This window comes from Paenibacillus sp. PvP094 (assembly GCF_040546835.1).
Taxonomy (GTDB): Bacteria; Bacillota; Bacilli; order Paenibacillales; family Paenibacillaceae; genus Paenibacillus; species Paenibacillus illinoisensis.
Genome location: NZ_JBEPOM010000001.1, coordinates 854,609 through 881,229, shown reverse-complemented (window position 1 = coordinate 881,229; position 26,621 = coordinate 854,609). Strand labels below are relative to the sequence as shown.

The window sequence follows — 26,621 nt, the reverse complement described above, 5'->3', positions numbered from 1 at the left end:
GCCTGCGACAAGCACTCGATGTTGCTGACTCACTCGATCATCTCCTTATTCCGGATTGGGCACAAAATCCCCGCCGCGGCATTGTTTCAAATAGCGCAGAGCATGTACCTGCCCTGTCATTTCCAATTCATCTTTGTATACCGGATCATGCCAGCCTTCGATGTCGATCGTTCCCTGGTAACCGTTTTGCCGCAGAATGGTGATGATGTCGGACCAATTGGTATCTCCGAAGCCGGGCGTACGATGCCAGACATATTCATGCGGACCATGAACCCCATATTCCTTGACGATATCCCAGGCAATGGTTGCGTCTTTGCCATGCACGTGGAACACTTTATGCGCCCATTTGCGAAGCTGAGGAATCGGATCGATGAGGCTGGACATCTGATGGCAAGGCTCCCATTCCAGGCCGATGTTTTCTTCCGGAACAGCATTGAACATCATTTCCCAAGCCGTCGGATTATGTGCAATATTCCAGTCGCCCGTTTGCCAGGTTCCACCCATATCACAGTTTTCAAAAGCAATCCGTACTCCCCGGTCCGCCGCCCGGCGTGCCAGTTCCCCAAAGACCTCCTTGAACCGCGGGATGGACTCGTCAATGGGCTGATTCGTTAGTCGTCCCGTGAAACCCGAGACAATGTCTGCGCCGAACAGCTGGGCATGATCAATAACCCGTTCCCAGCTTGCCAGTGTGTCTGCATTGTCTCCAGCCCCGGTGAGCGGGTTGCCGAATACACTGAGTGCAGAAATTTTAATGTCATGTTCGTCGACCAGCTCGCGCACGCGCTTCGCTGTTTCGGAAAGATCCAGTTCACCCGTAGTTTGCCAAAAGGTCAGATTGAATGACTCGAAACCGTGTTTCATGATCTGAGGGATCACGCGGACAGCATCCGCTCCACCGACGAGGGTACCGATGCGTAATTGATTTTTCATGGTTGTATTTCACTCCAATATTGGCTTATAGTACTTCGTGACACACTCATTATAGCCACGCATCTGCTGTATGGCTCTATACAATCTTGTGCAATATTAGTCCGATTTTGTGAGGAGGGGGAAGAGATCGTGCTGGATCTGAAAGCGCTTCACGAAAATACCCGAATTGACCATAAATCACATCCATTTCAGCTGTTTCAGAATCGCTGCTCAGATATGAAAGCGGAGGAGTGTATCATGTATTTGCACTGGCATGAGCACTTTGAACTGATTGCCATGCGCAAGGGTCATGCCGTATTTCATATCGATAGCAGACCTTACACGGCTGGGCCGGGCGAGGTGCTTGTTATTCCGGGAGGTACGCTTCATGTGGGTTATGCCCTGGAAGAGGGGGATGTGGAGTATGATTCGGTTGTTGTTAATGCGGCGTTATTCCATGATTTCACACATGATCCGCTGCATCTGCAGTACGTGGCTCCTTATCTGGAGGGACGGATTCGCTTTCCGGTGAAGCCGGCGGAGCAGGACAAAATCTGCCTGGACTACTACTCACTAATCCATGATGCGATTGAGGAGATGGTGATGCAGCCACCTGCCTACCAGCTCGTGGCCAAGTCCAAGCTGCACGCCCTGTTTACCATGCTGGCCCGTACCTTTATGCCCCAGCAGCTGCCGGGAAAAACAACGGGGTCATATTTCCCGAACCGCGAGCGGTTCAAACAACTGATCGAGCAGATTGAAGCCAATGCGGCGGAGAAGATATCCGTGACCGAAGCGGCAAGTCAGGTGGGGCTGAATACATATCATTTTTGCAAAATGTTCAAGAAATTGACGGGCCGCACCTTCGTCGAATACGTGAACGGATGCCGGATGACCGAAGCCGAACACCTGCTGCGAAGCAGCAATCTGACCATTACCGAGATTGCCGCCAGGGTGGGGTGCGACAATGCCAATTATTTTACAAAACTGTATAAACAGTATAAGGGAATGACCCCTTCCGAAGGACGGTTGAACCGGAAAGGATGAAGGGAATGATTTTGGTCACAAAATAACGGCTCTAATCGTCATATGTGTATCCAATAGAAGGGATTGATATGACGTGAGACACAATGCCAATGATTTCGTTTGGGACACTGTTATTATTGGAGCAGGTATCGCTGGATTAACTGCTTCTATATATTTAGCCCGGGCCGGACAAAAAGTGCTATTGCTGGAAAAAGGGGAAAATCCGGGAGGTCGTGCTGCTTCTACTGAACTGGCAGATGCCCAAGTTAACTTGGGGGCTCATGCGCTGAATAGAAGCGCACTCCCCATTTTGCGTGACATAGGTGTAATTCCTGATGGAATGGCACCCAAACCGCCGGGTAGCTTGGTTTTTGACGGAGAAAATAGTCGGGGTATGAACGTTTCATTGTTGCGTTTGTTGTTCGGGTCACTCCTGAATAGTAGAGAAAAATATCAGCTGCTTGGCTTCTATTGGTCTCTGAACAGAGCAGATGTATCTTCTCTGAACAAGATCAGTTTGCAGGAGTATTTGGATAAAATAGTACCTAGCCTGTGTGCGCAGCGTATTGTGCTTGCGCTTGTTCGGTTAAGCACGTATTGCGATGCCCCTGATCTGATAAGTGCTGGAGCTGTAATTAATCAGCTTAAACAGAGTCGGGTGTTGTATGTAAACGGAGGATGGCAGTCTCTTGTCAATCAATTGACTACGCGGGCTCAGCAAGCTGGCGTATCCGTCTGTAGCGGTGTCTCCGTACAAGAAGTCCATGGCACTAAGCCTCGGATTGAGATTAAACTTAAGGATGAATCCCGTCTAATTTCTCGCAATATCATCTCCACTACTGGGCCAAGGAGTACATTGGCTTTTTTGAATCCTACACTTACTACCACCGAAGAAGCAATTTACAGGCAGCTAGTTCCAGTTTACGCAGCGTGTCTGGATCTGGTTGTGACAGGGATGCCGAATCCCAAAACGACCTTTGTTCTGGGTGCCGACGCCCCTTGGTATTATTCTAATCATTCTGCTACGGCTTCATTATCCATTCACTCCGAACGTAACGTTGTACACGTCATGAAGTATTTACCAGCAACAGGGCATTCCGATCCCAAAAGGGATGAATACGAGCTGACTAGATTTCTGGATTGCATTCAATCAGGCTGGCGAGAGCATGTTGTCCGGAAGCGGCTTCTGCCACGAATGCTGGTTACCCATGCCATTCCGGCCGCTGTAACGGGCGGTCTCCAGGGGAGGCCAGGCCCGAGGGTCAAGGGTCGCCCGGGAATCTATGTTGCTGGTGATTGGGTTGGGAGTGAGGGGATGCTGGTTCATGCTTCGCTGGTCAGTGCACGTGAAGCTGCTCGGATGATATTGGCAGATACAGACATCTAAACAGAGGAGGCACAGGATGGAACTTGATGAAGTATACAGTAGATACAGAGCTCTTCTGTTTTCTATCGCTTATCGTATGCTGGGATCGGTCACCCATGCCGAGGATTTGGTGCAGGACACTTTTGTGACCTTGCAGCAGAAGGCCATACATCAGGATGAAGGACACATTCGCGATCTGAAGGCTTACTTATGCAAAATCGTTACGAACCGCTGTCTTGATTATATGAAGTCAGCCAAGGCACTGAGAGAAGTGTATATCGGTCCCTGGTTGCCGGAGCCCTTGTTGCAAGAATATACGATCATCCCAGCATCAACCCGAGCAGAGGGAATGGATCCATTCCAGACGATTGAGCTGGAAGATACGATCTCTTACGCCTTTCTTGTTATGCTTGAACGGTTGACCCCTGTCGAGCGAGCGGTATTTATTTTGCGAGAGGCATTCGTATTTGAATACGATGTTATTGCAGACTTTCTTGGTAAAACCGAGACGGGATGTCGTAAAATTTTCAGTCGTCTCAAACAAAAAATGGAGAACGAATTCGAAATTGAATGGGTTCCCAATGCGAAAACCGAGCAGTTGACACGGCGTTTTCTTGAGGCTGCGTCGACTGGCGATATGGCTGAGCTTTTCCAGCTTCTCTCAGATGATGTTGCGCTGTATAGTGATGGTGGTGGCAAAATCACGGCAGCTGTGAAGCCGATTGTATCCAGTCAACGCGTCATTGCATTCATTGGAGGTCTCGTAGCCAAGGGAGACAGCCTGGGATCGGTACGGGTGGTTAGAATCAACGGACAACATGGTCTTCTGATACAGGTCCCCAATGAGGCTTCCCCAACGGTAGTCAGCCTAGCTATAAGAAATAACCTCGTTCAAGAAATTTATATGATCCGGAATCCGGATAAGCTGCGGCATATAAGACTCAGATGATAATTTCCTTTACAATTTTGTATATTACAAATAAAACCCGGTTCTCACCCTTCATGGGGATGACCGGGTTTTAATATATATACCGAAGGATATGTTCCGTGAAAGTACATTGTTGTGAGAGTAACCTTTTTTATTTCATAAACCTGGCGAATAGACGATTTGCTTTCTTGGATAGGTCGTCCATCTTGAGATTGGCCTGATCCAGCTGATTGTAGCCCCATTTGATCGTTTGCAGCATACGCGGGGAAATGGGCGTGCCTTTGATTCTTGGATAAATGTTGTGATACGCCCAGACGAGATGTTCCCACCGGTTATCATTGCCTTCCTTAATGTACTCCGAGACATCCAGAACCTTCGCGCGTCCGTTCTGAAGAAGTACATTTTTGAGGTGAATATCCCGCGGGTTGAGGCCACGGCTGCGTACAGCTGACCGTGCATCGTCCACATCTGTCATCACCTGTTCGGGAACCGGAATTCCTTTTTCCAGACACTCCAGCAGTGTATCTCCCGGTTCATAACTGATGACCAGAATATTTCGGCCACAGCCGTAATAGGTGGGGAAGTAGGGTAATCCACGCAGCTGCTCATAGACCCGCTTCTCGTTCTCCAGTTTCTCCAGGGCGTGATCCGAATACACTTTGAAGGCATATTGGGGCAAGCCATCGTACGTAAAAACAGCCGCATCCGTACCTGTTCCGATGCAATGGATTCCTTCTGCATGGCCGATGATATTCACCAGCTCATTTCGGTCGCTGCCAATGACCTGGATCTGTTGCAAAGCCATTTCCGCCTGGAACCAATCCGGTCGATTCATGGGTGGTGCCTCCTTTTAGGATATGCCTGTACATGATTTAATGATCTGCAACATCCTGTCCTTTATTTAGTATATTATGCGTTTTGCTTCGCCATTTCATCTTTTGGTGATGATACTATATAAACGTTACGCTCCGAATCGGAAACGGTTGCGTTCAGTACGAAATCACAGGACAGCTTGCAGCATTTTCACCCCATCCTATATACTGTGAGCATCAAGGGATCTCATACAGATCCGGTATACAGAAAGGCAGAACAGCTTATGGCACAATACCCGCAGTGGTCGTATTCGCAGTCGCGGGCAAGCATGTTCGATGAGTGCCTGCGCAAATATTATTATCATTATTACGGAGCCCATAACGGCTGGAAGACAGAATCGGCTGATGAGATGCAGGTCCGTCTGTACCGATTGAAACAGCTCAGCAATCTATACCTTGTCTTTGGTGACCTCGCACATCGGATGTGTGAGTCAGCAGTCCGCAGCAGGGAGGAAGGAAAAGACAAGCCGCGTGAATCTTTTCTGGAACAAACAATGCGGAAGCTGCTTAATCAGGCCTACGTGGAGTCGATGGATCAGGATCAGTGGCGCCTGAACCCGAAGAATCGGGTGATGCTATCCGAGATCTACTACGGAGATGACACGCTGAATGATCGAATTGCAACGATTAAGGAGCGAGCTTCGGCGTGTGTAAACCATATGTATCAGACACTTACCTGGGAGGACCTGTCCCGGGCGAGTACGGATATTTTGGAGATTGAGAAATGGGACACCATGATTCTGCATGATACGCGAGTATACGTGAAGATGGACTTGTTGTATCGCCGCAGCAACGGCAACATTGTGATTGTGGACTGGAAGACAGGCAAGGAGGATGATTTTACGGACCAGCTCATGCTGTACGCAGCGTATGTCAGGGACCATTACCGGGTGCCGCTGGAGCAGATTGAGCTGCGAGTGGAATACCTTTTGACCGGGACACATCGCGAGTTTACGCCGACCGAAGAAGAGCTGCAGAAGGTGGAAGATAATGTGGGGAGATACATTGAGGAGATGCGTTCCTGCGTGGCAGATGAGTATCATAATCGTCCGAAGGACATGTCGTACTTTACTCCGATGCCTTCACGTCGTGCGTGCAGGGATTGCAATTTTCGCGAGGTGTGCAGCGAGCGGGCCGTTTGAACGTTGGAATATCTCGGAAGCCAGAACTTATAACCCTAGTAGAATTTATTTCATGCAAAATAAACCGAGAAGCGCCAGTCTGGACTAAATATGCCCGGAGTGGCGCTTCTGTTCGTTCCACAGGCGAGAAAGGCAAGGCGCCAGGGGAACGATCATATACAGATTACTGGACAGCGGCGGGATGCTCTAGCGCCTGTCCTGCAGGAACATAGGCATGCCCGAGATCCCGGGCCACCGCCTCATACGTGATATGTCCATTCAGCACGTTGACCGCGCTGCGAATGGATGCACTGCCGCGAATAGCGGAGGCTGCACCATGGTTGGCCAGCTGCAGCGCATAAGGCATGGTGGCGTTAGTCAGCGCCACCGTGGATGTGCGCGGCACCGCGCCAGGCATGTTCGCTACCGCGTAATGCACGACACCATGCTTCACATAGGTCGGTTCATCGTGGGTCGTAATATGATCAATGGTCTCTACGATTCCACCCTGATCAATAGCGACATCCACAATGACCGAACCGGGTGCCATGGTCTTCACCATTTGCTCGCTGACGAGTTTCGGCGCCTTGGCGCCGGGAATCAGTACCGCGCAGATCAGTAGATCCGCTTCAGCGACCGCAGCCGCGATGTTGGATGCACTGGATACCAGCGTATGGATCTGGTTGCCGAATATGTCATCCAGCTGGCGCAGGCGATTCAGATTCAGGTCGAGGATGGTCACGTCCGCTCCGAGACCAATCGCAATCTTGGCCGCATTGGTACCGACCGTACCACCGCCGATGATGGCAACCTTGCCGCGGCTGACACCAGGCACGCCGGATAACAGAATGCCTTTGCCACCTTCGGTTTTCTCCAGCAGCTGTGCCCCGATCTGTGCCGACATCCGTCCTGCCACTTCACTCATTGGGGTCAGCAAAGGAAGGGTGCCGTTAACCTCCAGAGTCTCATATGCAATGGCAGTTACCCTGCTCTGAACAAGAGCTTTCGCCAGTTCCGGTTCTGCCGCCAGGTGCAGATAGGTGAAGAGAATCAGTCCAGGACGAAAATAGGCGTACTCACTGGCAAGCGGTTCTTTAACCTTGATAATCATGTCAGCTTCCGACCAAACGGATTGGGCCTGAGCCTGAATGACTGCCCCGGCGGCCTCATACTCGCTGTCTGTGAATCCGCTGCCTAATCCTGCGCCCTGCTCAATCATGACTTGATGCCCTGCTCTGACAAAATCAGCCGTCCCGGCAGGGGTTATGGCTACACGGTTTTCATTATTTTTGATTTCTTTTGGGATACCGATTCTCATGCCCATGCACCTCGTCCATTTAATGGTTGTCAACTTATACTACAAGTTTATGACCTGAGTAACTGTTTTGCACCTTACTTAATGTCTATGTTTCAAGGGATTCAATCAACATTATGTCGAAAAGGGCTGTTCAGGACATTTGTCCATGAATTATAATGTAAGAAAAAATAACATTACGAGGGATCAATATTGAGAAATGATCGTGTGTTTACGATAAAGGATCTATTGGCACGCCCTGTCTTTGCCAGAGCGCGTCTGGTTGCAGGAAGCGGGGGAACATCCCGTCAGGTTGGATGGGTTCATGTATTGGAGATTACCAATGTCTCTCCGTATGTCAGCCCCCATGATCTTATATTATCCACAGGGCTGTGGCTTCAATCGGAAGAGGGGCGTGAAGAATATTTGCTCCAGCTGATTCATAGTGACGCGGCAGGATTGTGTGTGGAGTTTGGCACCAGCATTCATGGCATTCCCGAACAATTAATTGAACTGGCGGACAGACATCAATTTCCGCTGATTGTATTCGAACAGCCAGTAAGGTTCGTGGAGATTACGCAGGATATTCATGCTCTGCTCATTAATCATCAGCATCAGCTGCTGAAGAGTCTGGAGGCATACTCCCGTCAGCTGCAGCAGCGGACATTGCAGAGCACCGACATGTCTGCCGTACTCCATCTGCTTCATGAATACGCGGCCAAACCGGTTGTCTATATTTCGTCCATGGAGCCAGGCAGCTTTGTCCCAGGTCTTCCCCCTGAGATGGAGCAGGCCATCTATACCTGGTATGAACAGGAAGTAGAGCATTTGGATCTGAACGATTCGGATACCGAACTATGGTTTCGCATCGATGAGCAGCACATGCTGCTGTGTCATCCGGTGGTCTGCTTTGGTCAGGTGTTCTCAGCTGTAGGCATGGTGGTGCATCCCTCTGCGCCAGTAGAATATCTCAAATTGCTGCTTGATTACACGGCGAAGGCGGCAGCCGCACTGACGCTTCGTTCCCAGTTTCTCGAAGAGAAGATGGTACGCAATCAGAATGAATTAATTCAGGACTTGATGAATGGTCATATCCATCAGGAAGAACAGGCACAGACCCGGATGGGACTCCGATTGCTGGTGAAGGGACAGTACTGGTTTGCAGGAGGAGTGATTGAGATTGAGCATCAGCTGAAGGGGACCGGACGTGAACGGATGGAGGCAAATCATCAGGATATTCTGGTTTTGCTAAGATCCTTGCTGAAGAAGAACAATCTGCCGAGCTTGATCATGCTGAAAAATAACCAGGTCTACCTGTGCTGTGCCAAGGAAGAGAGTGCTGCATCCACCTCCCATAAGCTGGTTAGGTCCCTCGAAAGCATTATTGGGGATGTAAAACGCTTTGCGAGCCGGAACCTGAAGCAGGTTGCGATATATGCCGGGTTTGGCAAAATTCGCAACCGTTTGACCGGTATGCCGGACAGTCTTCAAGAAGCGTATCAGGTTATCGAGGTTTCACGTTCAGTGAGTCGGATGGAACATATTTACTTTTACGAACGTATGGGTATATATCAAATGTTGAAGGCGCTGCCTCAATCCTTCCTTCAGCCCTTCGTGGAAGACCATCTCGGTGTGCTGATCGAATACGACCGTGCACATCATCTCCAGCTTGTGGAGACGCTTGAAGCCTACTTGCGGAATTTTGGTTCCAAGCGTGACGCTGCTGCCCAATTATTTATACATCGACAGACGTTGTACAACAGATTGGAGAAGTTGGAAGAGCTGATGGGACCTGGTTATATGGACCAGGGGAGAAGAATATGCCTGGAGATGGCGCTGCTTGCTTACGCGATGATGGAGGATAAACAGACTTATCAATCTTGATGGTGGGAAGCATCGGAGTGTGGTTAGTAGTTTTTGCCGATACGGCGGGATGGACCCAGCTGTGGCAGTATCGAACGACCGGACATGGAACGCCTGCCGCGGAAGAGTTTGGGTTGGCCAGTTGAGGGAGCAAGTGATAATGATGTAGGGGTTGCCAATCGGTACGGAGGCGATGTTCGATCAGAACGACCCTCTGCCTCAGCCTCATGGGATAGAAATCCGTGTTCCTTCAACCAATCAGCCAGCTTTTCATGTTGGATTCCGAGTTGTCCGCTCAGATTACAGATATCGAGTTCTTTTCTCACACAAATCCGCCTTTCCTGGAATCATTATGGTTTTGGAAGGGAAGCAAGGAGTTTGAGATCGGTAAGTGCTTATGTACTTCAGCATCAGGTATTGGCAAATGCGACTAGATTGGTATGCTCGATTGGCGGAAGAGTTAACTAAGTTTATGCAATGGTAAGAGATTATAGAAAATAAAGCGCATGTACACCGTGTTAAACGTTTGCAGGATGCTGTTCGGAACCTTTCAATAATTTGGCCTTCTTCAAGATTTTATCATTTCATAGGTTAGTGCGCGTCTCAATATAGTCTCATTTTGCAAGGGAATGGCGTATATTGAGCATTTGGATAATGCTAGAGTAAAACTATCAGTATCTAGTACGGAGGGCGCAAATGGGAAACAGTAGTGAGGTACAAAGCGATAGACACTATGACCGTGGCAAACGTTTTGTAGGACGAGTCAAGGAATTAATGATTCTGGATCGCTGGTTTAACCATCCGGAAGCACCTTTGACCATTTTTTCGGTAACGGGAATGGGAGGGATCGGGAAATCCTCCCTGCTCTCGGAGATGTTGTCGGTATCACGTAATCGGGGGGCTACGTCCATATGGATGGATGGCAGATCCTGTGGTTCAACCCCCTCGGTCTTTCTGGAGTATCTCTCCTCGACATTGGGACTGGAAACGCTGGGGAGTGAGGGCCATCTCCGCCCACTTAGCCGATTGAGTGAGACGTCGGTTCACAAGAGACTGGTCATTGCAGTGGATAACTATGAAGAACTTGCCTTGCTGGAAAGTTGGTTTATGGAGGTTTTCGTCAATAAACTCTCCTCCAGTGGAGTGCTGATCGTACTGGCCTCACGATCCGAACCGGCTACGGCATGGCGAATGCATCCCCGCTTGAGGCAGCACTTGGTGCAGATGCCGCTTCAGCATTTCACGAATGAAGAAGTATCGGAGTACATTGCTGGTGCAGGACTCGTGAATATCAACATGGCAGGCACGATTGCACGAATGACGGACGGGCATCCGTTTGGACTTGCCCTCGCGGTGGAAGCTGCCGATCATCGGCGAAACGTACCTCTTGCGGAATGGGCCGAGCTATCCTATATGATCAGTGCACGCTTATTGCTCGAATTGACGCTTCCAAGTCTGCATCCCATGATTGAGGTGCTCACGCTGCTCGAAACCGCCAATCAGGAATTGTTATCCTCGGTTTTGCAAACGGAAGTGACGCTCGGCGAATATCTGGCGCTGAAACGAATGTCATTCATCCGCTCCGTTCCGGATGGCCTGGCGCTGCATGACCTGGCCAGAGTACATCTGCTTCGGGACTTTCGTCAGCGTGAACCGCAGCGGCTGCAAGCCATGCGGGTACGTATCGCGAGCTTGTTGCTGCCCCTGCATGCACAGGCCGGACCACATGAGCAGCGGCAGATTGCCCGGAGAATGCTCCTGCTCTGTCAGGAATCCATGCTTCAGCATCGGAAATATGCGGATGTATCCACTGAGGCCCTCTTTTCACCGCTGGAGGTCATGCGAGAGGGGGACCTGCCCTTGCTGCACAGCTTATTGGAGGAATGGTGCGAATACAGTGTGGAGCCGTGGCAGGCTGAGCCTTATCGTCCATTTCTGGATGAGCTGGCACAGCGTTACCCTGAAGGAATTGTGCTGATGCGTGATCAGAACGGGGAGCCTATTGCCATGTTTATTACGGTACTTGTCCACCGGGAGAGCAGTGAGATGCTGTTAAGATATTTTCCGGCGGAAATGGAGGAATGCTTTAGCCCGCAGGAACTCGCGTGTGATCCGGATCAGACGGATACTCATTTTGCCGTACTAGCTGCTGCCCGTGATAACGTACCCGGATACAGACGTGAAGAGCTCGTGGGCTACATGTCGCTGGACAGGCTATCCCTTCTGGGTGATGGAGCAAGAGTCATGCTGGTGGCGACCAATCCGAATCTGAAGCTGTTTTTACAGAGCATCGGTTTTCGGATGAGAAGAACGCGTACACGTATCTGTGACCGATATGAGGATCAGGCTGATGTCATGGACCTGGATTTGCGAAATGGATTATTTGGAGAATGGGTTATGTCCTTGCTGGATCCCGAGAAACAAGGGAGCAGGTTGCCATATGAAGCAACGAGTGAGGGGGCGGATGGGGTCCCGTGGTCTGAGTCGGATCTGCGAAAAATGCTGACGCATTTGCACTCCCCGGGTGAACTGCAAACGTATGCTGCGCGTGTGAGTGGTGTGAGAGACGGGATACAGCTGCAGATGCACGTGCTGGATCTTCTGGAGGGGCGCGCACACGGAATTTCCCAGCAGGATCAGATGCTCCTCTATGCAGCTTACTGGACTCATGCGGGTAACCCAACGGCCGCAGCCGAGGCCTGCTCCATGAGCCGGGCCACGTTTTACCGCCATTTGCGAACCGCACTGATTCGTCTTGCACGAGTGTTATAAACGGAATGGATCATGAAATACAGAAGAGGCTGGTCATAGACCAAGCCTCTTCATTCGGTTATAGAGCGTGGCTCTGGAGATGCCTAGCTGCCTAGCGAGTGTACGCTTATTGCCACCTGCCGAGATCAGACACTGACGCAGGAGATTCGCTTCATATGAATCCAGCCTTTCCTGATAAGACAGGGGGGAGACTTCGAAGGACTCGCTCTCGTTTCCTTTGGCAATAGTATCCGGAGATTCGCGGGTTGATGAGAGCGTAGGTTGTACCGGTATGACATGCAGCAATGCAGTCTCATCCGCCGTGGAGGAGCGGGGCTGTACCAATGAGGTAAGGGATTCCGGCAAATATTCCGCCTTGACGTCACCATCCGTTGTAAGTATGGTAATGCGTTCTATCACATTGCGAAGCTCTCGTACATTACCTGGCCATTCGTAGCTGAACAGCAGCTTGAATACTTCGGGAGGAACGAGTTCAATGTGACGGTTATAGAGCAGGGAGAACTCCTGAAGGAACGTCTGGGTCAGTTCATATATATCTTCCTTGCGCATGCGCAGAGGAGGGATGATGAGATTGATGACATTCAGGCGATAGTATAGATCTTCCCGAAACTGGTTTTTGGCAATCATGCCCATCAAATTCTGGTTGGTTGCAGCGATAATTCGGCAATTCGCCTGTTTCATGCGTGTTCCGCCAACAGGGAAGTAGCTTTTTTCCTGAAGGACCCGCAGCAGCTTCACCTGCAATTCCAGCGGCATTTCACCGATCTCATCCAGGAAGAGCGTACCGCCTTCGGCCAGTTCAATTTTCCCCTTTTTTCCTTTGGGATCAGCACCGGAAAATGCCCCTTTTTCATAACCAAACAATTCACTTTCGAACAGTGAAGCGGGAATGGCACCGCAGTTGATGGCGATAAAAGGCGCGGATGGCGACTCGCGCAGGTCATGAATGGCTTTGGCAAACAACTCCTTGCCTGTTCCACTCTCACCCAGTATGAGCACGGTGGCTGAGGTACTACTAATCTTGCGTATGGTCTCGAGACACTGCTTAATGACCGGACTGCTGCCTTTGATTCCCGCGAACGGATCGGAATCCGGACGCAGCCGCGCTACGGCCTTCTCCAGGTGCTGGACTTTGGATGTCATATGTAACAGTTCCTGATGCAGGCGGATTTCAGTTGTTATATCCACTTCGGCTGCTACCGCACCCACGATATGTCCGTCAAGTAAGACTGGGCGTGCATTGATGAGAGCGAACAGATCCGGACGGGGCTGGTGCTGTTTACGGTAGACCGTGTCGCCGGTGTATAACGTTTTGAGTGATTGAAGCCGATCAGGCGGGAAGAAGTCTGCTGCCGGCTGTCCGATAATGTCTTCTTTGTTAATGGAGAAAACACGCTCTGCATCCGTAGTCCAGTAAGCCACCTTGGCTTCTTCATTAATCAGGGTAAGGGCTGTACCTGCCGTTTCAATGGTGGTTTCAAAATAAGCCTCCATGAGACGGTAGGCTTGCAGCATGGATTGCAAAACATCAGTTACTACGATATATCCAACAGGGGAGCCTTCATCCTGGATCAACAGGTGGGGACTTTCGCTAAAATAGGAAATGGCCTCGGGGAGTGTAGTAGACGAAGAAATAACAGGCAAGTGCGTACTATCTTTTAACGTACTCAGGTCTGTCCGCAGCAGGGACATTACATTTGGAAGCAAATGTTTCATCCGTTTCACCTCGGGTTCGAGCATGATAATCAGAAACGACACTTGTGTGCCATGACTTGCAATGCGAATCGTTGAGCAGCAATAAAGTGATCTTAACGATAAAGAATGGTTAGCCCTATTATAGCGGCACAAATAACTTGTGTATATATTTTTTGACATGAGGTGTAGGTGTTATAAGGAGGATTAAATAATATATAAAGTAATTAGATTAGTATACGCTTACATACGGATATGTTGCTTCTCTACGCAACTGTTCCTAAATAGTCTGAGCTTTTGAAGTCATAGGGAGGTAAAGTTATATGACACCAAGCTGGTGGTCACTATTTGTTGAACATTCATTAGTGTCTTAAATATTGGACATTTCAATTTGGGGTTTCTTATTTTTTAGACATTGCAGTGTAGAAGGGGGACATAAGAGAGAGTGGGATAAAAAAACCATGCGACCTGAGAAAACAGGGATCACATGGTTCCATATGAGTAGGGAAGTCGATTATCTAAACATGTTTTTGACGACCATCCAGAGATTGGCCGGCTTCTCGGCAAGGCGGCGAGTGTAATACGGATACCACATCGTTCCATAGGGTACATAACAGCGAATGCGATAACCTTCCCGTGCAAGTCGTTCCTGTTCGCTCATGCGCAGCCCGTACAGCATCTGGAATTCAAACGCATCTGGGGATATGCCACGGTCCTTGGCATACTGTTTAGTCCACGAGATAATGTGGTCATCATGCGAAGCAACCGCTGTGTAAACACCCTGATCCAGATGCTGGCGGATCATGGATTTGAATTGATCAATGACTTCGGAAGCATTCTGATATGCTACGGCTGCGGGCTCTTTGTAAGCGCCTTTGACGAGGCGAAGCCGAATGCCTTCACGAATCATGTCCCGTGTATCCTGTTCGGTACGATGAAGATAGGCTTGCAGTACCGTTCCCGTGTTATCAAGTCCTTCTGCATGCAGGCGGCGGACAATATCCAGCGTAGCCTGGGTGAATGGGCTGTCCTCCATATCAATTCGGACAAACAGCTCATGCAGCTTCGCCTGTGCTGCCACGGATCGGATATTCCGGTAACCCTCCTCCGGATCGAGCGCAAGGCCCATCTGGGTTGGCTTCAGGGATACGTTAGAGTCTGCCCCTTGGCGAGCTATGCCTTCCACGAGTCTTATATATTCATCACGATAGAGGGCAGCTTCGCTCAACCTCGTGATGCCTTCCCCGAGATGATCCAGTGTGGCCATGATGCCTTTGTTGTTAAGGGCCCGAATCTCTTCCAATGCCTCCTCCAGTGTGCTGCCAGCGATAAACTTGCCTGCCAGCTTTTTGCCGTATTTGATGGACAAATTCTCCACAGCTTTATTGCCTGCAACGGTCAGCAGTGTTTTACGGTACATTTCCGTTCCAATACTCACGCCAGTTTCCTCCTTAGGGATCATGCTTCTTATAGCCGTTTAATGAAGCAAGAATTATGCCAGATCACTTATTTTATTAAAATATTCATTCTTAATCGGAGTTGGCACGGATCTTGCTACATATATTGGGTGAGAGTGAAATAGCATGGTAAATCAGGCGAGCAGCCAGCGATTCCAACATCCTGAAGGAGGAATTATTCATGAATATCCCTTTTGTTAACGAACCATTTACGCCCTTTGCTGTACCAGCGAACAAGGAAGCCTTTGAGAGCGCACTTCGCAAGGTGCAATCTGAGCTCGGACAGGAATATTCCATTATTATCGGTGGGCAGAACATAACGAGCAGTCGCACGTTAACCTCCGTTAACCCGGCGGCTAAGGAACAGGTGATCGGAACGATTTTTCAGGCAGATCAGGAGCTGGCAGAGCAGGCGATTCAGACAGCAGCAGAAACATTCCGTACCTGGAAACATACAGATCCGAACGAACGCGCGCGATATCTGTACAAAGCAGCTGCGCTTATGCGCCTGCGCAAGCATGAATTCTCTGCATGGATGGTGTATGAAGCAGGCAAAACTTGGCCGGAGGCAGATGCAGATACAGCGGAAGCCATTGATTTTATGGAGTTCTATGCAAGAGAAATGCAGCGTCTCAGTGAACCTCAGCCTCTGACCCGGATTGCAGGCGAGGATAATGAACTAACCTATATCCCGCTTGGCGTGGGGGTTGTCATTCCACCTTGGAACTTCCCGCTGGCCATTATGGCTGGCATGACTTCTGCAGCGCTCGTATCGGGTAATACAGTTGTCCTGAAGCCGGCCAGCACGACACCGGTGATCGCAGCCAAGTTCATGGAACTGCTCACTGAAGCAGGATTGCCGGATGGCGTAGTGAACTACTTGCCAGGCCCGGGCAGCGAAGTGGGCGATTATCTGGTGGATCATGCGCTGACTCGCTTTATCAGCTTCACCGGTTCGAGAGATGTGGGTCTGCGGATCAACGAACGGGCTGCTCGCACAGCTCCAGGGCAAAAGTGGATCAAACGGGTAATTGCAGAAATGGGCGGTAAAGATTCCATCGTTGTGGACAGTGAAAGTGATCTGGAACTGGCTGCGGACTCCATTACCGCTTCGGCATTCGGATTCTCTGGACAGAAATGTTCAGCGTGTTCCCGTGCCATTATTCATAAGGATGTATATGATGAGGTATTACAAAAGGTCATTGAGCGTACGAAGAAGCTCACGATGGGCAGTCCGCTCGAGGTAGGCAGTCATGTAGGACCAGTTATTGACGACAAGGCTTATGCCAAGATTAATGAATATATCGAAGTGGGCAAGGGCGAAGGCAGGCTTGTGTTGGGCGGTGGTACAGGGGATGCTCAAGGCTATTTTATCGAACCGACGATTATCGCGGATGTTGACCCGCTGGCCCGAATTGCGCAGGAAGAGATTTTTGGACCTGTACTCGCGTTTATCAAGGCAGATACGTTTGAGGAAGCTCTTCATATTGCAAACAACACGGATTATGGCTTAACAGGTGCAGTCATTTCACGAAATCGTGCGCATCTGGAACTGGCGAGACGAGAGTTTTTTGCTGGCAATTTGTATTTTAACCGGAAATGCACAGGTGCTTTGGTTGGCACGCATCCGTTTGGCGGATTCAACATGTCAGGTACGGACTCCAAAGCGGGCGGAAGAGACTATCTGCTGCTCTTTACACAAGCGAAGCTGGTTTCCGAAAAGTATTGAGGCGTACAGCGGCTGATGCTTGTAGTAAAGCATTTACTTTTGTACTCTTTTTCCGGAAAATATAAATCAAATTCCAATCCGCGCAGAAGGAGGGAGAATCATGCTGGAGATGCAGCTGGTTCAGGAACAGCGTGTTCGGCTGTCCATGACGCCAGAGATGAAACAGTCCATTCATTTGCTGACGTTGTCCGGTCAGGACTTGAACCGTTATCTGCAGGAAGCAGCCGATGAGAATCCGGTACTTGAAGTGGAGGAGCACGCTGCACCGCTGGTCCGCCTCCCGCGGAAAGGAAATCAGAGAACGTTCGCTTCCTATGACCCGTTGCTGCAGGTGAAAAGTGCTGAGCCAACGCTTGAGCAGCTGCTGTCTGCTCAGATTCGCTTGCTGGATCTCCCGCCTATGGTGAAGGTAACAGCTGAATATTTGGCAGGGTGTGTCAATGACGACGGTTATCTGAAGACAGATTTAGCTGAATTGTCATCCGTACTCGGCATCTCTGTGGATGGGCTGCAAGCAGGCTTGGATATCCTTCAGTCGCTGGATCCCGCAGGCGTTGGAGCACGCAGCTTGCATGAGTGCCTGCTGCTACAGATCCGCCGGGATTCGTCAGCCGTTGTCCATGCCGAGCGAATGGTTCAGGCCGGACTGGGGGAACTCGTCCCCTTCCATCCGGGGAAAGCGGGAACCAGGCTAGGTATATCCTCACGGGAGGCACAGGCTGCGTATAATTACATTACACAGCTCGACCCCAAACCCTGTCGTTCCATTGGATGCCAAGAGCGTCCTCATTACATTATTCCGGATGCCATGGTGGAACTGCGGCATAGCGAGATTTATATCGGGCTCCATTTGGCAGGGAACCTTCATGTATCCATGAATGAAGCATGTTCCCACTGGATCAGGCATGGAGCTCCAGACGAAGTCTGGTCGGCGCGGGCAGCGGAGGCAAGAGCCATTGTTCGCAGTGTGCAGCTGCGGCGCAGAACCTTGATGCGTGTTCTCACGGCAGTGATGAGCGAGCAGGTACATTTTTTGCATGAAGGGCCCGCTGGTCTGAAACCACTCAGTCTGGCTAACGTTGCCGAGAGGATTGACATGCATGAGTCCACGGTGAGCCGTGCCGTTAGCGGGAAATATATTCAGACCCCCCATGGGGTATTCGAATTAAAGTCCTTTTTTACGACAGGCATTGAGACAGCAGGTGGAGATCCCACTTCTGCATCAGCGGTTAAACTTCGATTGAAGGAACTCATCCGTACGGAGCAGGTTAGCCGGCCGTATTCGGACAGTCAATTGGCAGCGCTGCTCGCCGGTGAGGGGATCAGGATCTCCCGCAGAACGGTGGCAAAGTACAGGGAGGAGCTGCAGATCCTGCCTTCGCTTGAGCGCAAGCGCTGGAGTTAAATAAACCTTCATGCCTTAATGTCTTCTTTCTTATAGCATAAGCGTTATAACACTATAAAGCCCCTGCTCATCCGAATTAACGGTGTGCAGGGGCCTTCTGTTTTGAACCATAATCATGATGAATTCGAGTCAGTCAAGCCTCATTACATATTGTGCAGGAAACGCTCACCAGCGATGCCCGGTGTAGTCATCTGTTCCGGATGCATGATTTCTTCGAGTTCCTCTATGGTGAGCAGTCCGCGTTCCAGAATGATCTCTTGGAGCGAAGCACCCGTTTTCAGAGCTTCCTTCACAATGGATGCCGCCACGTCATAGCCCAGATGCGGGTTGAGGGCCGTAATAACGCTGAAGCTCTGCTTCATGATCAGCGCACAGCGTTCACGGTTGGCTTCCATTTCCTCCACAGCATAACGGGTGAACACGTCAATGCCGTTATTCATGATTTTCAGGGATTGCAGCAGGTTGAACGCAATGACGGGACCCATTACATTCAATTCGAATTGTCCGGCTTCACACGCCATGCAGATGGTATGATCGTTCCCCATGACCTGGAAGGAGACCTGGTTGATCACTTCGGCCATAACGGGATTGACCTTACCTGGCATGATGGAAGAACCGGGCTGACGGGCCGGAAGACGAAGCTCATTGAATCCTGCACGCGGTCCGGAAGCCATCATTCGAATATCGTTACAGATCTTGGACAGGTTGACCGCGCATACCTTGAGGGCAGCAGACAGCTCCATATAAGCATCCGTATTTTGAGTGGCATCAACTAGATCATCAGCCGTCTGCAGCTTCAGTCCGGTAACATCGGACAAATGTTCCGTGACCTTAACGATGTACTCCGGTTTGGCATTGAGCCCTGTTCCTACTGCCGTAGCTCCGAGGTTGATCGTCAGCAGGCGGCGATTCGCAAATTCAAGACGCTCCATATCGCGTCCCAGCACCCGCGCATAGGCACCGAATTCTTGTCCCAAACGGATCGGCACGGCATCCTGGAGATGGGTGCGTCCTACTTTGACGACATCATTGAACTCCAGTTCTTTTTTTAGAAAAGCATCTTTCAGACGCTGCATGGTATCAAGCAGTGTTTCAGACAACCGATACGCTGCGATCCGCAGTGCCGTTGGAATGACATCATTGGTCGATTGGGACATATTCACATGGTTATTGGGATTGCAATGGAAGTAGTCCCCTTTGTTTTGCAGCAGCAGTTCCAGTCCGCGATTGGCCAAAATTTCATTCATATTCATATTCATGGAGGTGCCTGCACCGCCCTGAATGGAGTCAACTATAAAATGATCCAGATGATGACCTTTCATCATTTCTTCAGCGGCCATCACGATGACATCGCCAATTTTCGGCGGCAGCATCTTCAGCTCCATATTCGTGATTGCGGCAGCCTTCTTCACGGCAGCGAGGGCTGTAATTAGCTCCCGGTGCACAGGTACGCCGGTAATCGGGAAGTTTTCCACGGCCCGCACCGTCTGTATACCGTAATAGGCATAAGCAGGAATTTCTTTTTCACCAATAAAATCTTTCTCCGTCCGTGTGGACATTGTAGACATTTCTTTCGCCTCCAGTGGCATCCAAAAATAGGTCAGCTCCGGCGATGCCGAAGCGCACTCAGTATATCATTTAAGCAAAATGGATGCCAGGCTAAATGATTTTACCCAAGTTGCCGATAATAATTAAAATTAGGGGGTTTAACCTGGCGTGGTACTGGGTGAATCGAAGTGTAACAAACTTATCTTATAAATTATGCACCACAAGGATGAAAAGGTATTCGTGCGGGACAAGATGGGTTCCTGATTCAGCGTTTTCAGTGATGTAGATCACATGTTTTTTGGTCGATGATTGGTAAAATAGGAAAAAAGGACTACGAGGTGTGAGCATGAAATGGACTTTAGGCGCAAAGACAGTCGCAGGTCTGGTACTCATTTCGATTATTACATACGGGACTAGCGGCTTTTTTATATTCTTCCTCCAGGACTGGCTCTCTTTCTCCATGCCAAGCTGGTTGTATATCACCTTAGTACTCATACTTGGGGTGTGCTGGAACGGAATTCTGGGATGGTTTGCCTCACGCTGGCTGACACGCCCAATTGTTCATCTGTCCAAGGCAGCTCAGCAAGTTTCCTCAGGGGATTTAACAGCTGAAATTCCGGAGCGCCGTACACAGGACGAGCTTGCCGTTTTATATGACGCATTTCGCGCGATGGTCGTTAATCTAAGAAGTATTGTAAACGATATCTCGGATAGTACACGTACGACCTCACAGAATGCGCAATCGCTGAGTGAAGCCATTACCCAGGCAGCTGAACAGATCGAAATGATGTCGGAAGCGGTGGATCACATTGCCGTAGGGGTAGAGGAACAAAAAGTGACCTCACAGCAATCACTGATTACCGCAGATGAGATGTTGAATGATTTTCAGCGCATGCATACCCAATCGATCGGAATGACAGAGATGTCAGGGCAAATGGAACGGTCGGTTGATCAAACGAAGCAGACTTTCTCGTATCTGATGAAAGGCATGGACGAGCTGACCGTATCGCATAATCGTTCCCGTGACATCATGGTGCTTCTGGAGAAGGAAGCTTCGGATATTGAAGCCATTACGCAATCGGTCAAAAACATCGCTGAGGAGACAGCGCTTCTTGCCCTTAATGCATCCATCGAGGCAGCGCGTGCAGGGGAAGAGGGAGCTGGTTTTGCTGTAGTTGCCCAACAGATTCGCAAGCTGTCGGACGAGAGTACACAATCGGTTCACCGGATTAACGAATTGATCAGTCGTGTTCAGCAGCGTATCCGCGATACAGCACAGCTGATTCATGAGCAGCACGGGCTTGTCGTGAATGAGTCCCAGCGCACCATTAACGTCGATCAGACTCTGCAGGAGCTGACGGGAACGGTTGAGGTGTTCATGAAGGGAGCTCATGAGATCGGCTCCAAAATTGCAGAGCAGACGGTTCGGGTTGAACGGACGCATGGTCACGTGAAACAAATTCAAGGAAAAGCCGGCTCGTTCTCGGACGAGGCCAGACGGATTATGGATGCCGCTCATGAGGAGACGGCAATCATGGAGGAAATCTCCTCTTCCGCTGAAGAGTTGAGAGAATTAACGAATCGTTTGATGGATAAAACTAAAGCATTTCGGATGCAGCCATAAGCTGTGTCCGGAGTGTTTTTTTTCTTTATATGGATAAACCCGAACATTCTTTCGCAAATTTTGAGGTTTGTAAAGTTTTTTTTATGAAACATTAACAAATTCGCAACGACTGGGCGATAAATGACGATATAATAGTTGTAGTATTCCATTTTTAAAAGAAGGAGCCCAGAATATTGAAAACTTGGACAGGTATCCTGCTGATGATCGTTTTGGCTGTTGTTACGATTAGTACAACTTCAGCTGCCAGAACCTCCAATGAACAAAAACAGCTTAACATAGATGATCAATCCAGCCAGACTTCAGGGGTCGTGGCTTCCAATATAGAAACAATGAATGAAACAGCTTTTACAACGAAAGAAGCAACCTCCGTCAAGGAGGAAGACATCTCAGTTGCTCCCGAAAATGAGAACGTAAGACTGTACCCCATGAAATTGGAGGGTTCAGGATATATATATAACGGAATGGTGCTGGAAGTGAACGGCAAAACACAAGAATTCAGCAAATGGCAAGGAGAAGGCGGGTCCTACAAACCCGAAGTGCACGAACTGGATTTGAATGGAGATGGCAAGAAGGAGATTGTTGTGTTGTTTACAGCTGGTCATGGAACAGGCATCTATCTGGGTGAGGCGCATATTATCGATCCAGATACGCTGGAAGAGATGAAGATGCAATCACTGGATGACATTGTGAAGCAGCATGTACATTCGAAAGTCAGTGTTGCACCGGGGCAGGTGACGATCAATGTTACCGTTGATGGTGTTCATGCAGAGCCCTCTCTGATGGAGGAGGAGACGAGCGAGGGCGTGTATAACGGTGAGCTCAAGTTCGGCGGTGTTGTATATTACAGTGTGGAGAATGGCAAGTTGGTTGTGTCGGCATCCGGTGCATACGGTATGGGCTTGTATGACGGTGATCTTAACTTTGCCTATGACTATAAAGATGGCGAGTGGCAAGCTGTGGAATTGGAATACAGCACAGAAGAGTATGAAGATGAGTACTATGAATCTTTTGATTGAACGGAAGTAATCAGAGAAGCGCAGAATAGCTGAGAAGCATGGCAAAAAAATAGGTCCCTAAGGTCTGAATGCCGGAGGGAAACGGGTGAGGCTGAAAAAATGATGCACCTTTAGCCTCGCTTTGTGTTATCCAAAATCGAATTTCATTTCAGGATTTTACCATGAAATGGTTGACACAAGCACTTTAGTCGTTTAAATGTATAAAGGATGGAACTTATCTATTTCATCCTTTCAGGAGGGATCATTCATGAGGAAGAAGGTTGTGTTGGGTTTAATGGTGGGTACATTAACACTGGGCATCGGCACTGGGGCACTTGCAGCAACGGGGCTGGAACCGATTAAAGCGTATTTGAACAGCAAGATATCTCTGAAATTAAATGGAACAACGGTAACAGCCAAAGATGCCAATGGCAAAACGGTATTGCCGATTACTTACAACGGAACGACATATTTGCCTGTGCGTGCGGTGGGATCATTGCTTGGGACAGAGATCACTTATGACAGTGCAACTTCATCCGTCCTGATTGGTGGAAAAAATGAAACCGGGCCAGTAACAAACGATAAAGTAACACTAAGTACACTTGGAACAACTGTATTGGGATCTACTGCATGGCATACCAAAGATCCTGCGGAGACTACTTACAAAGGCAAGGATTACAAAGATGTATATCTGCATACCGATTCCGTTAAGCAAGGGGACGACTTCCAGATCATGACGGGCAAAAAGTATTCTTCCCTGCACCTGGAATTGGCCGCTCTTGTTGGTAATCAGGAGATACAGGTAATCAACCAGGACAATACGGTGCTCAAAAAGCTGAGTATATCGCCGGGAAGCGGTTTGGTAAGCTTGGACGTGGATGTATCAGGCACAGAAGCTGTTTTTGTTGAGATTGTTTCAGAAGATCCAGGTTCATCGCTGTTTGTGCCTCTTACAACATCGTATTTGGTTAAATAAAATAGACGTAAAAAACGATTATCAACGATGATGTTGCTGGATCAAATCCATAGCACACATTGTGATAATCGTTTTTACGTTTATTCAGTGCGAATCATGTTGATCAAACGACATTACCGAATTACAGTATCGAGCGGTTTGAGATTTGCTTCAATCTCTGCACGGCGACCTTCAAGGAATGGTGGCAGTGCCAGGGACTCCCCAAGATGAGCCAGCTCTTCATCCGTATCGAAACCAGGACCGTCGGTTGCAAGCTCGAATAGAATGCCATTCGCTTCACGGAAGTACAGGGACCGGAAGTAAAAGCGATCGACGAAGCCGGAATTAGGAGAGCTGAAGTTGCGAACCCGGTCGACCCATTGTTTCAATTCTTCCTCATTATCCACCCGGAAGGCAACATGGTGTACGCTGCCACGTCCTGGTCTCTCGATCGGCAAGTCATTACGCTCCTCGACATGGACCTCGGAACCACTGCCTCCTTCACCGGATTCGAATACAAGTACATCCGGTTGTCCTGCAACAAAAGCAGGGTAGGTTCCTTTTTGACGGAATCCAAGCAGCTCCGTGAGAACAGCTGCCGTCAACGAGGCATCCTGAACGGTGAGGTGTACAGGACCAAGACCGACAATACCGTATTCAGCCGGTATCGGGCTCTGATCCCATGGTTTGCCCCCCGGAACACCTGTGTTGTTCTCGTCAGACACCAAGATCAGACGCTGGTTCTCAAAATCAGTAAATGAGAGTGTTGCACGGCCACCACGATTCGTAATTTCACCATGAGGTACTTCGTATTCGTCAAAACGTTTGATCCAATACTGGAGAGCAGCATCACTCGGAACGCGCAGCGAAGTAGCAGAGATGCTGTTCACGCCTTCACGCGTCTGTCCAGCCATCGGAATTTCGAAGAAGGTTAGCTCCGTGCCGGGATTGCCTTTTTCATCTCCATAGAAAAGGTGGTACACGGAAACGTCATCCTGGTTTACTGTTTTTTTGATTAGGCGAAGGCCCATGACATCGGTATAAAAGCGATAGTTTTCAGCGGCATGTGCGGTCAGTGCGGATACGTGGTGAAGTCCTTTGATTTGCATTGTTAATTCCTCCTGAGTAATTGGGATGGGGTATTCTTGATTATGTGTAAAGTGTTATTTAACTTTTATTAAGTGGCTAACTTTTTGTTTGTTTTGTTCTGAATTTATCTTAACATAAAGATAATTAGAACGCAATACATATCTGCAAACATTCAACGGATAGACTTTCGCTTCGATTAATGCCAAAATGAAAAATATTACATTTCAAGGTATCACTGTTTGTGATGGGAAGGAGAAGAACATGGGATATCCCCAGTGGCTTGACCCTTATGATGAACGGCCTTTTATCATGTTTTCGAATCCGCACCTATGGGCAATGGCCTGCACAGCGATAGTGATTATCTTGCTGTACCTGTTTAGAAATCAGTTGAGAGCCTGGCCAGAACGTACACGGCGGGTGCTGCGGATTGCCTTAGCCATCTTTATGATAGGTTGTGAAGTGCTGCTTCAGATCTGGTATGTCTACGGCGGGGTGTGGAGTGTGAGGACATCGCTTCCGCTGGAGCTGTGCAGCCTGTCCCTGTTGTTGTCGGCCGTGCTGCTGTTAACACGCAGTCGTATGCTGCATTCGGCGTTATTATTTGCAGGGATTGCAGGTGCGCTGATGGCAATCGTAACTCCAAACCTGGGTTATACCGTTCCACATTTTCGTTTTATTCAATTTTTTACGGCTCATGCCTGTATTATACTTGCCTTGCTCTATATGACCTGGGTAGAACAGCTTCGTCCAAGCTGGAGATCGGTCGTGGGTTCGATGGTTTTTGTTAATGTGGCAGCGCTGATTGTATATGGAATGGATGTGCTTTTGGAAGCCAACTATATGTTTCTTCGTCATAAACCGGAGACGGCATCCGTACTGGATCTTCTGGGACCGTACCCGTTATACATTGTGGGGGAAGAAGTGCTGGCAGCCGTATTGTTTTCGCTCATGTACGTGCTGTTCTTCGCCATTCCGGAGCGAGTGAAGAACCGGGTGAAGAAGGAGAGAAGTTCCGCAGTGTGATTGGCAAAAGGAGAACAATGAAAATCCCGCAGTATCCTGAAGCTCAGGAGACATGCGGGATGTTTAATTTATAGAACTCAATACGATGGGGCGGATAACTTATCCCCGAAGGAGGGATTCTGCACCATCCAAGTAGATTCGTGTACCCGTGACATGGGAAGATTCGTCGGAAGCCAGGAAAAGCACCAGGTTGGCTACCTGTTCTGAAGTACCAGGTTCACCCTTGAGCGGATGTTCATGGCCTTCCGGGAATTCCACGGGGATCTGTACATCCTTCAGATCATCTGAAGGATAGGTGTTGTCATCGATATTGGTGTCGATGGCACCAGGACATACGGCGTTGACACGAATCTTGTAACGGGCCAGTTCGAGTGCAGCCATCTTCGTAAAAGCGGTTTGCCCGGCTTTGCTGGAAGCGTATGCAGAGAATCCGATACCTGAGAATACCCGGTTACCGTTAATCGAACTGGTGATGATGATGCTGCCTCCACGGTCTTTCAGATGGGGGATGGCGTATTTGACGGTTGCAAACGTGCCGCGCATATTAATCTCCATCGTTTGGTCCCAGTCTTCCGGTTCCATCGTTTCAATCGGAGCCATTGTGCCGTTGATCCCGGCATTGGCGAATACAATATCCAGTTTGCCGGCTTCAGCCGCAGCCTGATTAATGGCTTTTTGCACATGGTCCGGTTTGGAGATATCGCATTCGATCACATAAGCTTCGCCGCCGGCCTTCTCAATGGTCTGCTTCGTTTCTTCCGCTTTCTCTGGCGTCCGGTCCAGCATGTAGACTTTGGCTCCATGCTCTGCAAAACGAATCGCGGTAGCCTGCCCAATACCAGAACCACCACCGGTCACAATCGCCACTTTTCCTTTCAAACGCTGTTCACTCATCCTGATCCCTCCACGTCCATAAAATTTCAGTGTTACTCTCTATCTCTACATACCCG

At 49.3% G+C, this 26,621-nt stretch carries 21 protein-coding genes; 12 read left to right on the top strand and 9 right to left on the bottom strand.

Features of this window, described 5'->3' with window-relative positions:
* Positions 1-45: 45 nt before the first annotated feature.
* Positions 46-933 carry a sugar phosphate isomerase/epimerase family protein gene (locus ABIC22_RS04255; protein ID WP_354478564.1) on the bottom strand — a complete coding sequence of 296 codons (888 nt, stop codon included), beginning with the start codon at positions 931-933 and terminating at the stop codon, positions 46-48.
* A 129-nt stretch (positions 934-1,062) separates the two neighbouring features.
* Between ABIC22_RS04255 and ABIC22_RS04250 the strand changes: the two genes are divergently transcribed.
* From ABIC22_RS04250 to ABIC22_RS04240, 3 genes are all read left to right on the top strand, one after another.
* A complete protein-coding gene (locus tag ABIC22_RS04250; protein ID WP_354478561.1) occupies positions 1,063-1,959 on the top strand; it encodes a helix-turn-helix transcriptional regulator in 897 nt (298 codons plus the stop codon).
* Positions 1,960-2,032: 73 nt separating this feature from the next.
* Positions 2,033-3,325: a phytoene desaturase family protein gene (locus tag ABIC22_RS04245; RefSeq protein WP_354478559.1), complete on the top strand. Its 1,293-nt coding sequence runs from the start codon at positions 2,033-2,035 to the stop codon at positions 3,323-3,325.
* A 16-nt stretch (positions 3,326-3,341) separates the two neighbouring features.
* Positions 3,342-4,253, top strand: a complete 912-nt coding sequence (locus ABIC22_RS04240) for an RNA polymerase sigma-70 factor (RefSeq protein ID WP_354478556.1) — start codon at positions 3,342-3,344, stop codon at positions 4,251-4,253.
* 130 nt (positions 4,254-4,383) lie between these two features.
* On the opposite strand, the gene ABIC22_RS04235 is transcribed toward ABIC22_RS04240, so the two are convergent.
* On the bottom strand, positions 4,384-5,067 hold the full coding sequence (locus ABIC22_RS04235) for a serine/threonine-protein kinase (RefSeq protein ID WP_354478553.1): 684 nt from the start codon (positions 5,065-5,067) through the stop codon (positions 4,384-4,386).
* Between the two features lie 261 nt (positions 5,068-5,328).
* Here ABIC22_RS04235 and ABIC22_RS04230 point away from each other — a divergent pair, with 261 nt between their 5' ends.
* Entirely contained in the window at positions 5,329-6,246 is a 918-nt protein-coding gene (locus ABIC22_RS04230; RefSeq protein ID WP_354478550.1) for a PD-(D/E)XK nuclease family protein, read from the top strand.
* Positions 6,247-6,409: 163 nt separating this feature from the next.
* Here ABIC22_RS04230 and ald read toward each other — a convergent pair whose 3' ends face one another.
* Positions 6,410-7,543, bottom strand: a complete 1,134-nt coding sequence (gene ald, locus ABIC22_RS04225) for an alanine dehydrogenase (protein ID WP_336781199.1) — start codon at positions 7,541-7,543, stop codon at positions 6,410-6,412.
* Positions 7,544-7,732: 189 nt separating this feature from the next.
* Between ald and ABIC22_RS04220 the strand changes: the two genes are divergently transcribed.
* Entirely contained in the window at positions 7,733-9,403 is a 1,671-nt protein-coding gene (locus tag ABIC22_RS04220) for a PucR family transcriptional regulator (protein ID WP_354478546.1), read from the top strand.
* A 23-nt stretch (positions 9,404-9,426) separates the two neighbouring features.
* Here the strand turns inward: ABIC22_RS04220 and ABIC22_RS04215 are convergent, their stop codons facing one another.
* A complete protein-coding gene (locus ABIC22_RS04215) occupies positions 9,427-9,708 on the bottom strand; it encodes a hypothetical protein (RefSeq protein ID WP_154892716.1) in 282 nt (93 codons plus the stop codon).
* A gap of 370 nt (positions 9,709-10,078) precedes the next feature.
* Here ABIC22_RS04215 and ABIC22_RS04210 point away from each other — a divergent pair, with 370 nt between their 5' ends.
* Entirely contained in the window at positions 10,079-12,154 is a 2,076-nt protein-coding gene (locus ABIC22_RS04210; protein ID WP_354478544.1) for an nSTAND1 domain-containing NTPase, read from the top strand.
* A 33-nt stretch (positions 12,155-12,187) separates the two neighbouring features.
* Here the strand turns inward: ABIC22_RS04210 and ABIC22_RS04205 are convergent, their stop codons facing one another.
* Positions 12,188-13,870, bottom strand: coding sequence for a sigma 54-interacting transcriptional regulator (locus ABIC22_RS04205; RefSeq protein WP_354478541.1), 1,683 nt, complete (start codon positions 13,868-13,870; stop codon positions 12,188-12,190).
* A 490-nt stretch (positions 13,871-14,360) separates the two neighbouring features.
* Complete coding sequence (locus tag ABIC22_RS04200; protein WP_354478538.1) at positions 14,361-15,284, bottom strand: proline dehydrogenase family protein; 924 nt, start codon at positions 15,282-15,284, stop codon at positions 14,361-14,363.
* Between the two features lie 200 nt (positions 15,285-15,484).
* Here ABIC22_RS04200 and pruA point away from each other — a divergent pair, with 200 nt between their 5' ends.
* Together pruA and rpoN are read left to right on the top strand one after the other, a co-directional pair.
* Positions 15,485-17,032: an L-glutamate gamma-semialdehyde dehydrogenase gene (gene pruA, locus ABIC22_RS04195; RefSeq protein WP_354478535.1), complete on the top strand. Its 1,548-nt coding sequence runs from the start codon at positions 15,485-15,487 to the stop codon at positions 17,030-17,032.
* A 100-nt stretch (positions 17,033-17,132) separates the two neighbouring features.
* Positions 17,133-18,437 carry an RNA polymerase factor sigma-54 gene (gene rpoN, locus ABIC22_RS04190; RefSeq protein WP_354478532.1) on the top strand — a complete coding sequence of 435 codons (1,305 nt, stop codon included), beginning with the start codon at positions 17,133-17,135 and terminating at the stop codon, positions 18,435-18,437.
* A gap of 143 nt (positions 18,438-18,580) precedes the next feature.
* On the opposite strand, the gene ABIC22_RS04185 is transcribed toward rpoN, so the two are convergent.
* A complete protein-coding gene (locus ABIC22_RS04185; protein WP_095288886.1) occupies positions 18,581-20,005 on the bottom strand; it encodes an aspartate ammonia-lyase in 1,425 nt (474 codons plus the stop codon).
* A gap of 326 nt (positions 20,006-20,331) precedes the next feature.
* On the opposite strand from ABIC22_RS04185, the gene ABIC22_RS04180 reads away from it, so the two are divergent.
* The 3 genes from ABIC22_RS04180 (at position 20,332) to ABIC22_RS04170 (ending at position 23,580) form a co-directional block, all read left to right on the top strand.
* Entirely contained in the window at positions 20,332-21,609 is a 1,278-nt protein-coding gene (locus tag ABIC22_RS04180; protein WP_127538042.1) for a methyl-accepting chemotaxis protein, read from the top strand.
* A 173-nt stretch (positions 21,610-21,782) separates the two neighbouring features.
* Positions 21,783-22,625, top strand: coding sequence for a hypothetical protein (locus tag ABIC22_RS04175; RefSeq protein WP_354478529.1), 843 nt, complete (start codon positions 21,783-21,785; stop codon positions 22,623-22,625).
* A 247-nt stretch (positions 22,626-22,872) separates the two neighbouring features.
* Positions 22,873-23,580, top strand: coding sequence for a stalk domain-containing protein (locus ABIC22_RS04170; RefSeq protein ID WP_127538044.1), 708 nt, complete (start codon positions 22,873-22,875; stop codon positions 23,578-23,580).
* 113 nt (positions 23,581-23,693) lie between these two features.
* Here ABIC22_RS04170 and ABIC22_RS04165 read toward each other — a convergent pair whose 3' ends face one another.
* Positions 23,694-24,668 (bottom strand): ring-cleaving dioxygenase, encoded by a 975-nt coding sequence (locus tag ABIC22_RS04165; protein WP_354478526.1) that lies wholly within the window; start codon positions 24,666-24,668, stop codon positions 23,694-23,696.
* 241 nt (positions 24,669-24,909) lie between these two features.
* Between ABIC22_RS04165 and ABIC22_RS04160 the strand changes: the two genes are divergently transcribed.
* On the top strand, positions 24,910-25,671 hold the full coding sequence (locus ABIC22_RS04160; RefSeq protein ID WP_354478523.1) for a YwaF family protein: 762 nt from the start codon (positions 24,910-24,912) through the stop codon (positions 25,669-25,671).
* A gap of 99 nt (positions 25,672-25,770) precedes the next feature.
* Here ABIC22_RS04160 and ABIC22_RS04155 read toward each other — a convergent pair whose 3' ends face one another.
* Positions 25,771-26,565: an SDR family oxidoreductase gene (locus ABIC22_RS04155; protein ID WP_354478521.1), complete on the bottom strand. Its 795-nt coding sequence runs from the start codon at positions 26,563-26,565 to the stop codon at positions 25,771-25,773.
* Between the last annotated feature and the right edge of the window lie 56 nt (positions 26,566-26,621).

What these genes read in the sequence shown, in the direction of transcription:
- ABIC22_RS04185 (WP_095288886.1), bottom strand. Translation starts at nt 20,005, where the DNA reads ATGTCTACAATGTCCACACGGACGGAGAAAGATTTTATTGGTGAAAAA.
- ABIC22_RS04205 (WP_354478541.1), bottom strand. Translation starts at nt 13,870, where the DNA reads ATGAAACATTTGCTTCCAAATGTAATGTCCCTGCTGCGGACAGACCTG.
- pruA (WP_354478535.1), top strand. Translation starts at nt 15,485, where the DNA reads ATGAATATCCCTTTTGTTAACGAACCATTTACGCCCTTTGCTGTACCA.
- ABIC22_RS04180 (WP_127538042.1), top strand. Translation starts at nt 20,332, where the DNA reads ATGAAATGGACTTTAGGCGCAAAGACAGTCGCAGGTCTGGTACTCATT.
- ABIC22_RS04165 (WP_354478526.1), bottom strand. Translation starts at nt 24,668, where the DNA reads ATGCAAATCAAAGGACTTCACCACGTATCCGCACTGACCGCACATGCC.
- ABIC22_RS04155 (WP_354478521.1), bottom strand. Translation starts at nt 26,565, where the DNA reads ATGAGTGAACAGCGTTTGAAAGGAAAAGTGGCGATTGTGACCGGTGGT.
- rpoN (WP_354478532.1), top strand. Translation starts at nt 17,133, where the DNA reads ATGCTGGAGATGCAGCTGGTTCAGGAACAGCGTGTTCGGCTGTCCATG.
- ABIC22_RS04160 (WP_354478523.1), top strand. Translation starts at nt 24,910, where the DNA reads ATGGGATATCCCCAGTGGCTTGACCCTTATGATGAACGGCCTTTTATC.
- ABIC22_RS04255 (WP_354478564.1), bottom strand. Translation starts at nt 933, where the DNA reads ATGAAAAATCAATTACGCATCGGTACCCTCGTCGGTGGAGCGGATGCT.
- ABIC22_RS04230 (WP_354478550.1), top strand. Translation starts at nt 5,329, where the DNA reads ATGGCACAATACCCGCAGTGGTCGTATTCGCAGTCGCGGGCAAGCATG.
- ABIC22_RS04240 (WP_354478556.1), top strand. Translation starts at nt 3,342, where the DNA reads ATGGAACTTGATGAAGTATACAGTAGATACAGAGCTCTTCTGTTTTCT.
- ald (WP_336781199.1), bottom strand. Translation starts at nt 7,543, where the DNA reads ATGAGAATCGGTATCCCAAAAGAAATCAAAAATAATGAAAACCGTGTA.
- ABIC22_RS04235 (WP_354478553.1), bottom strand. Translation starts at nt 5,067, where the DNA reads ATGAATCGACCGGATTGGTTCCAGGCGGAAATGGCTTTGCAACAGATC.
- ABIC22_RS04170 (WP_127538044.1), top strand. Translation starts at nt 22,873, where the DNA reads ATGAGGAAGAAGGTTGTGTTGGGTTTAATGGTGGGTACATTAACACTG.
- ABIC22_RS04210 (WP_354478544.1), top strand. Translation starts at nt 10,079, where the DNA reads ATGGGAAACAGTAGTGAGGTACAAAGCGATAGACACTATGACCGTGGC.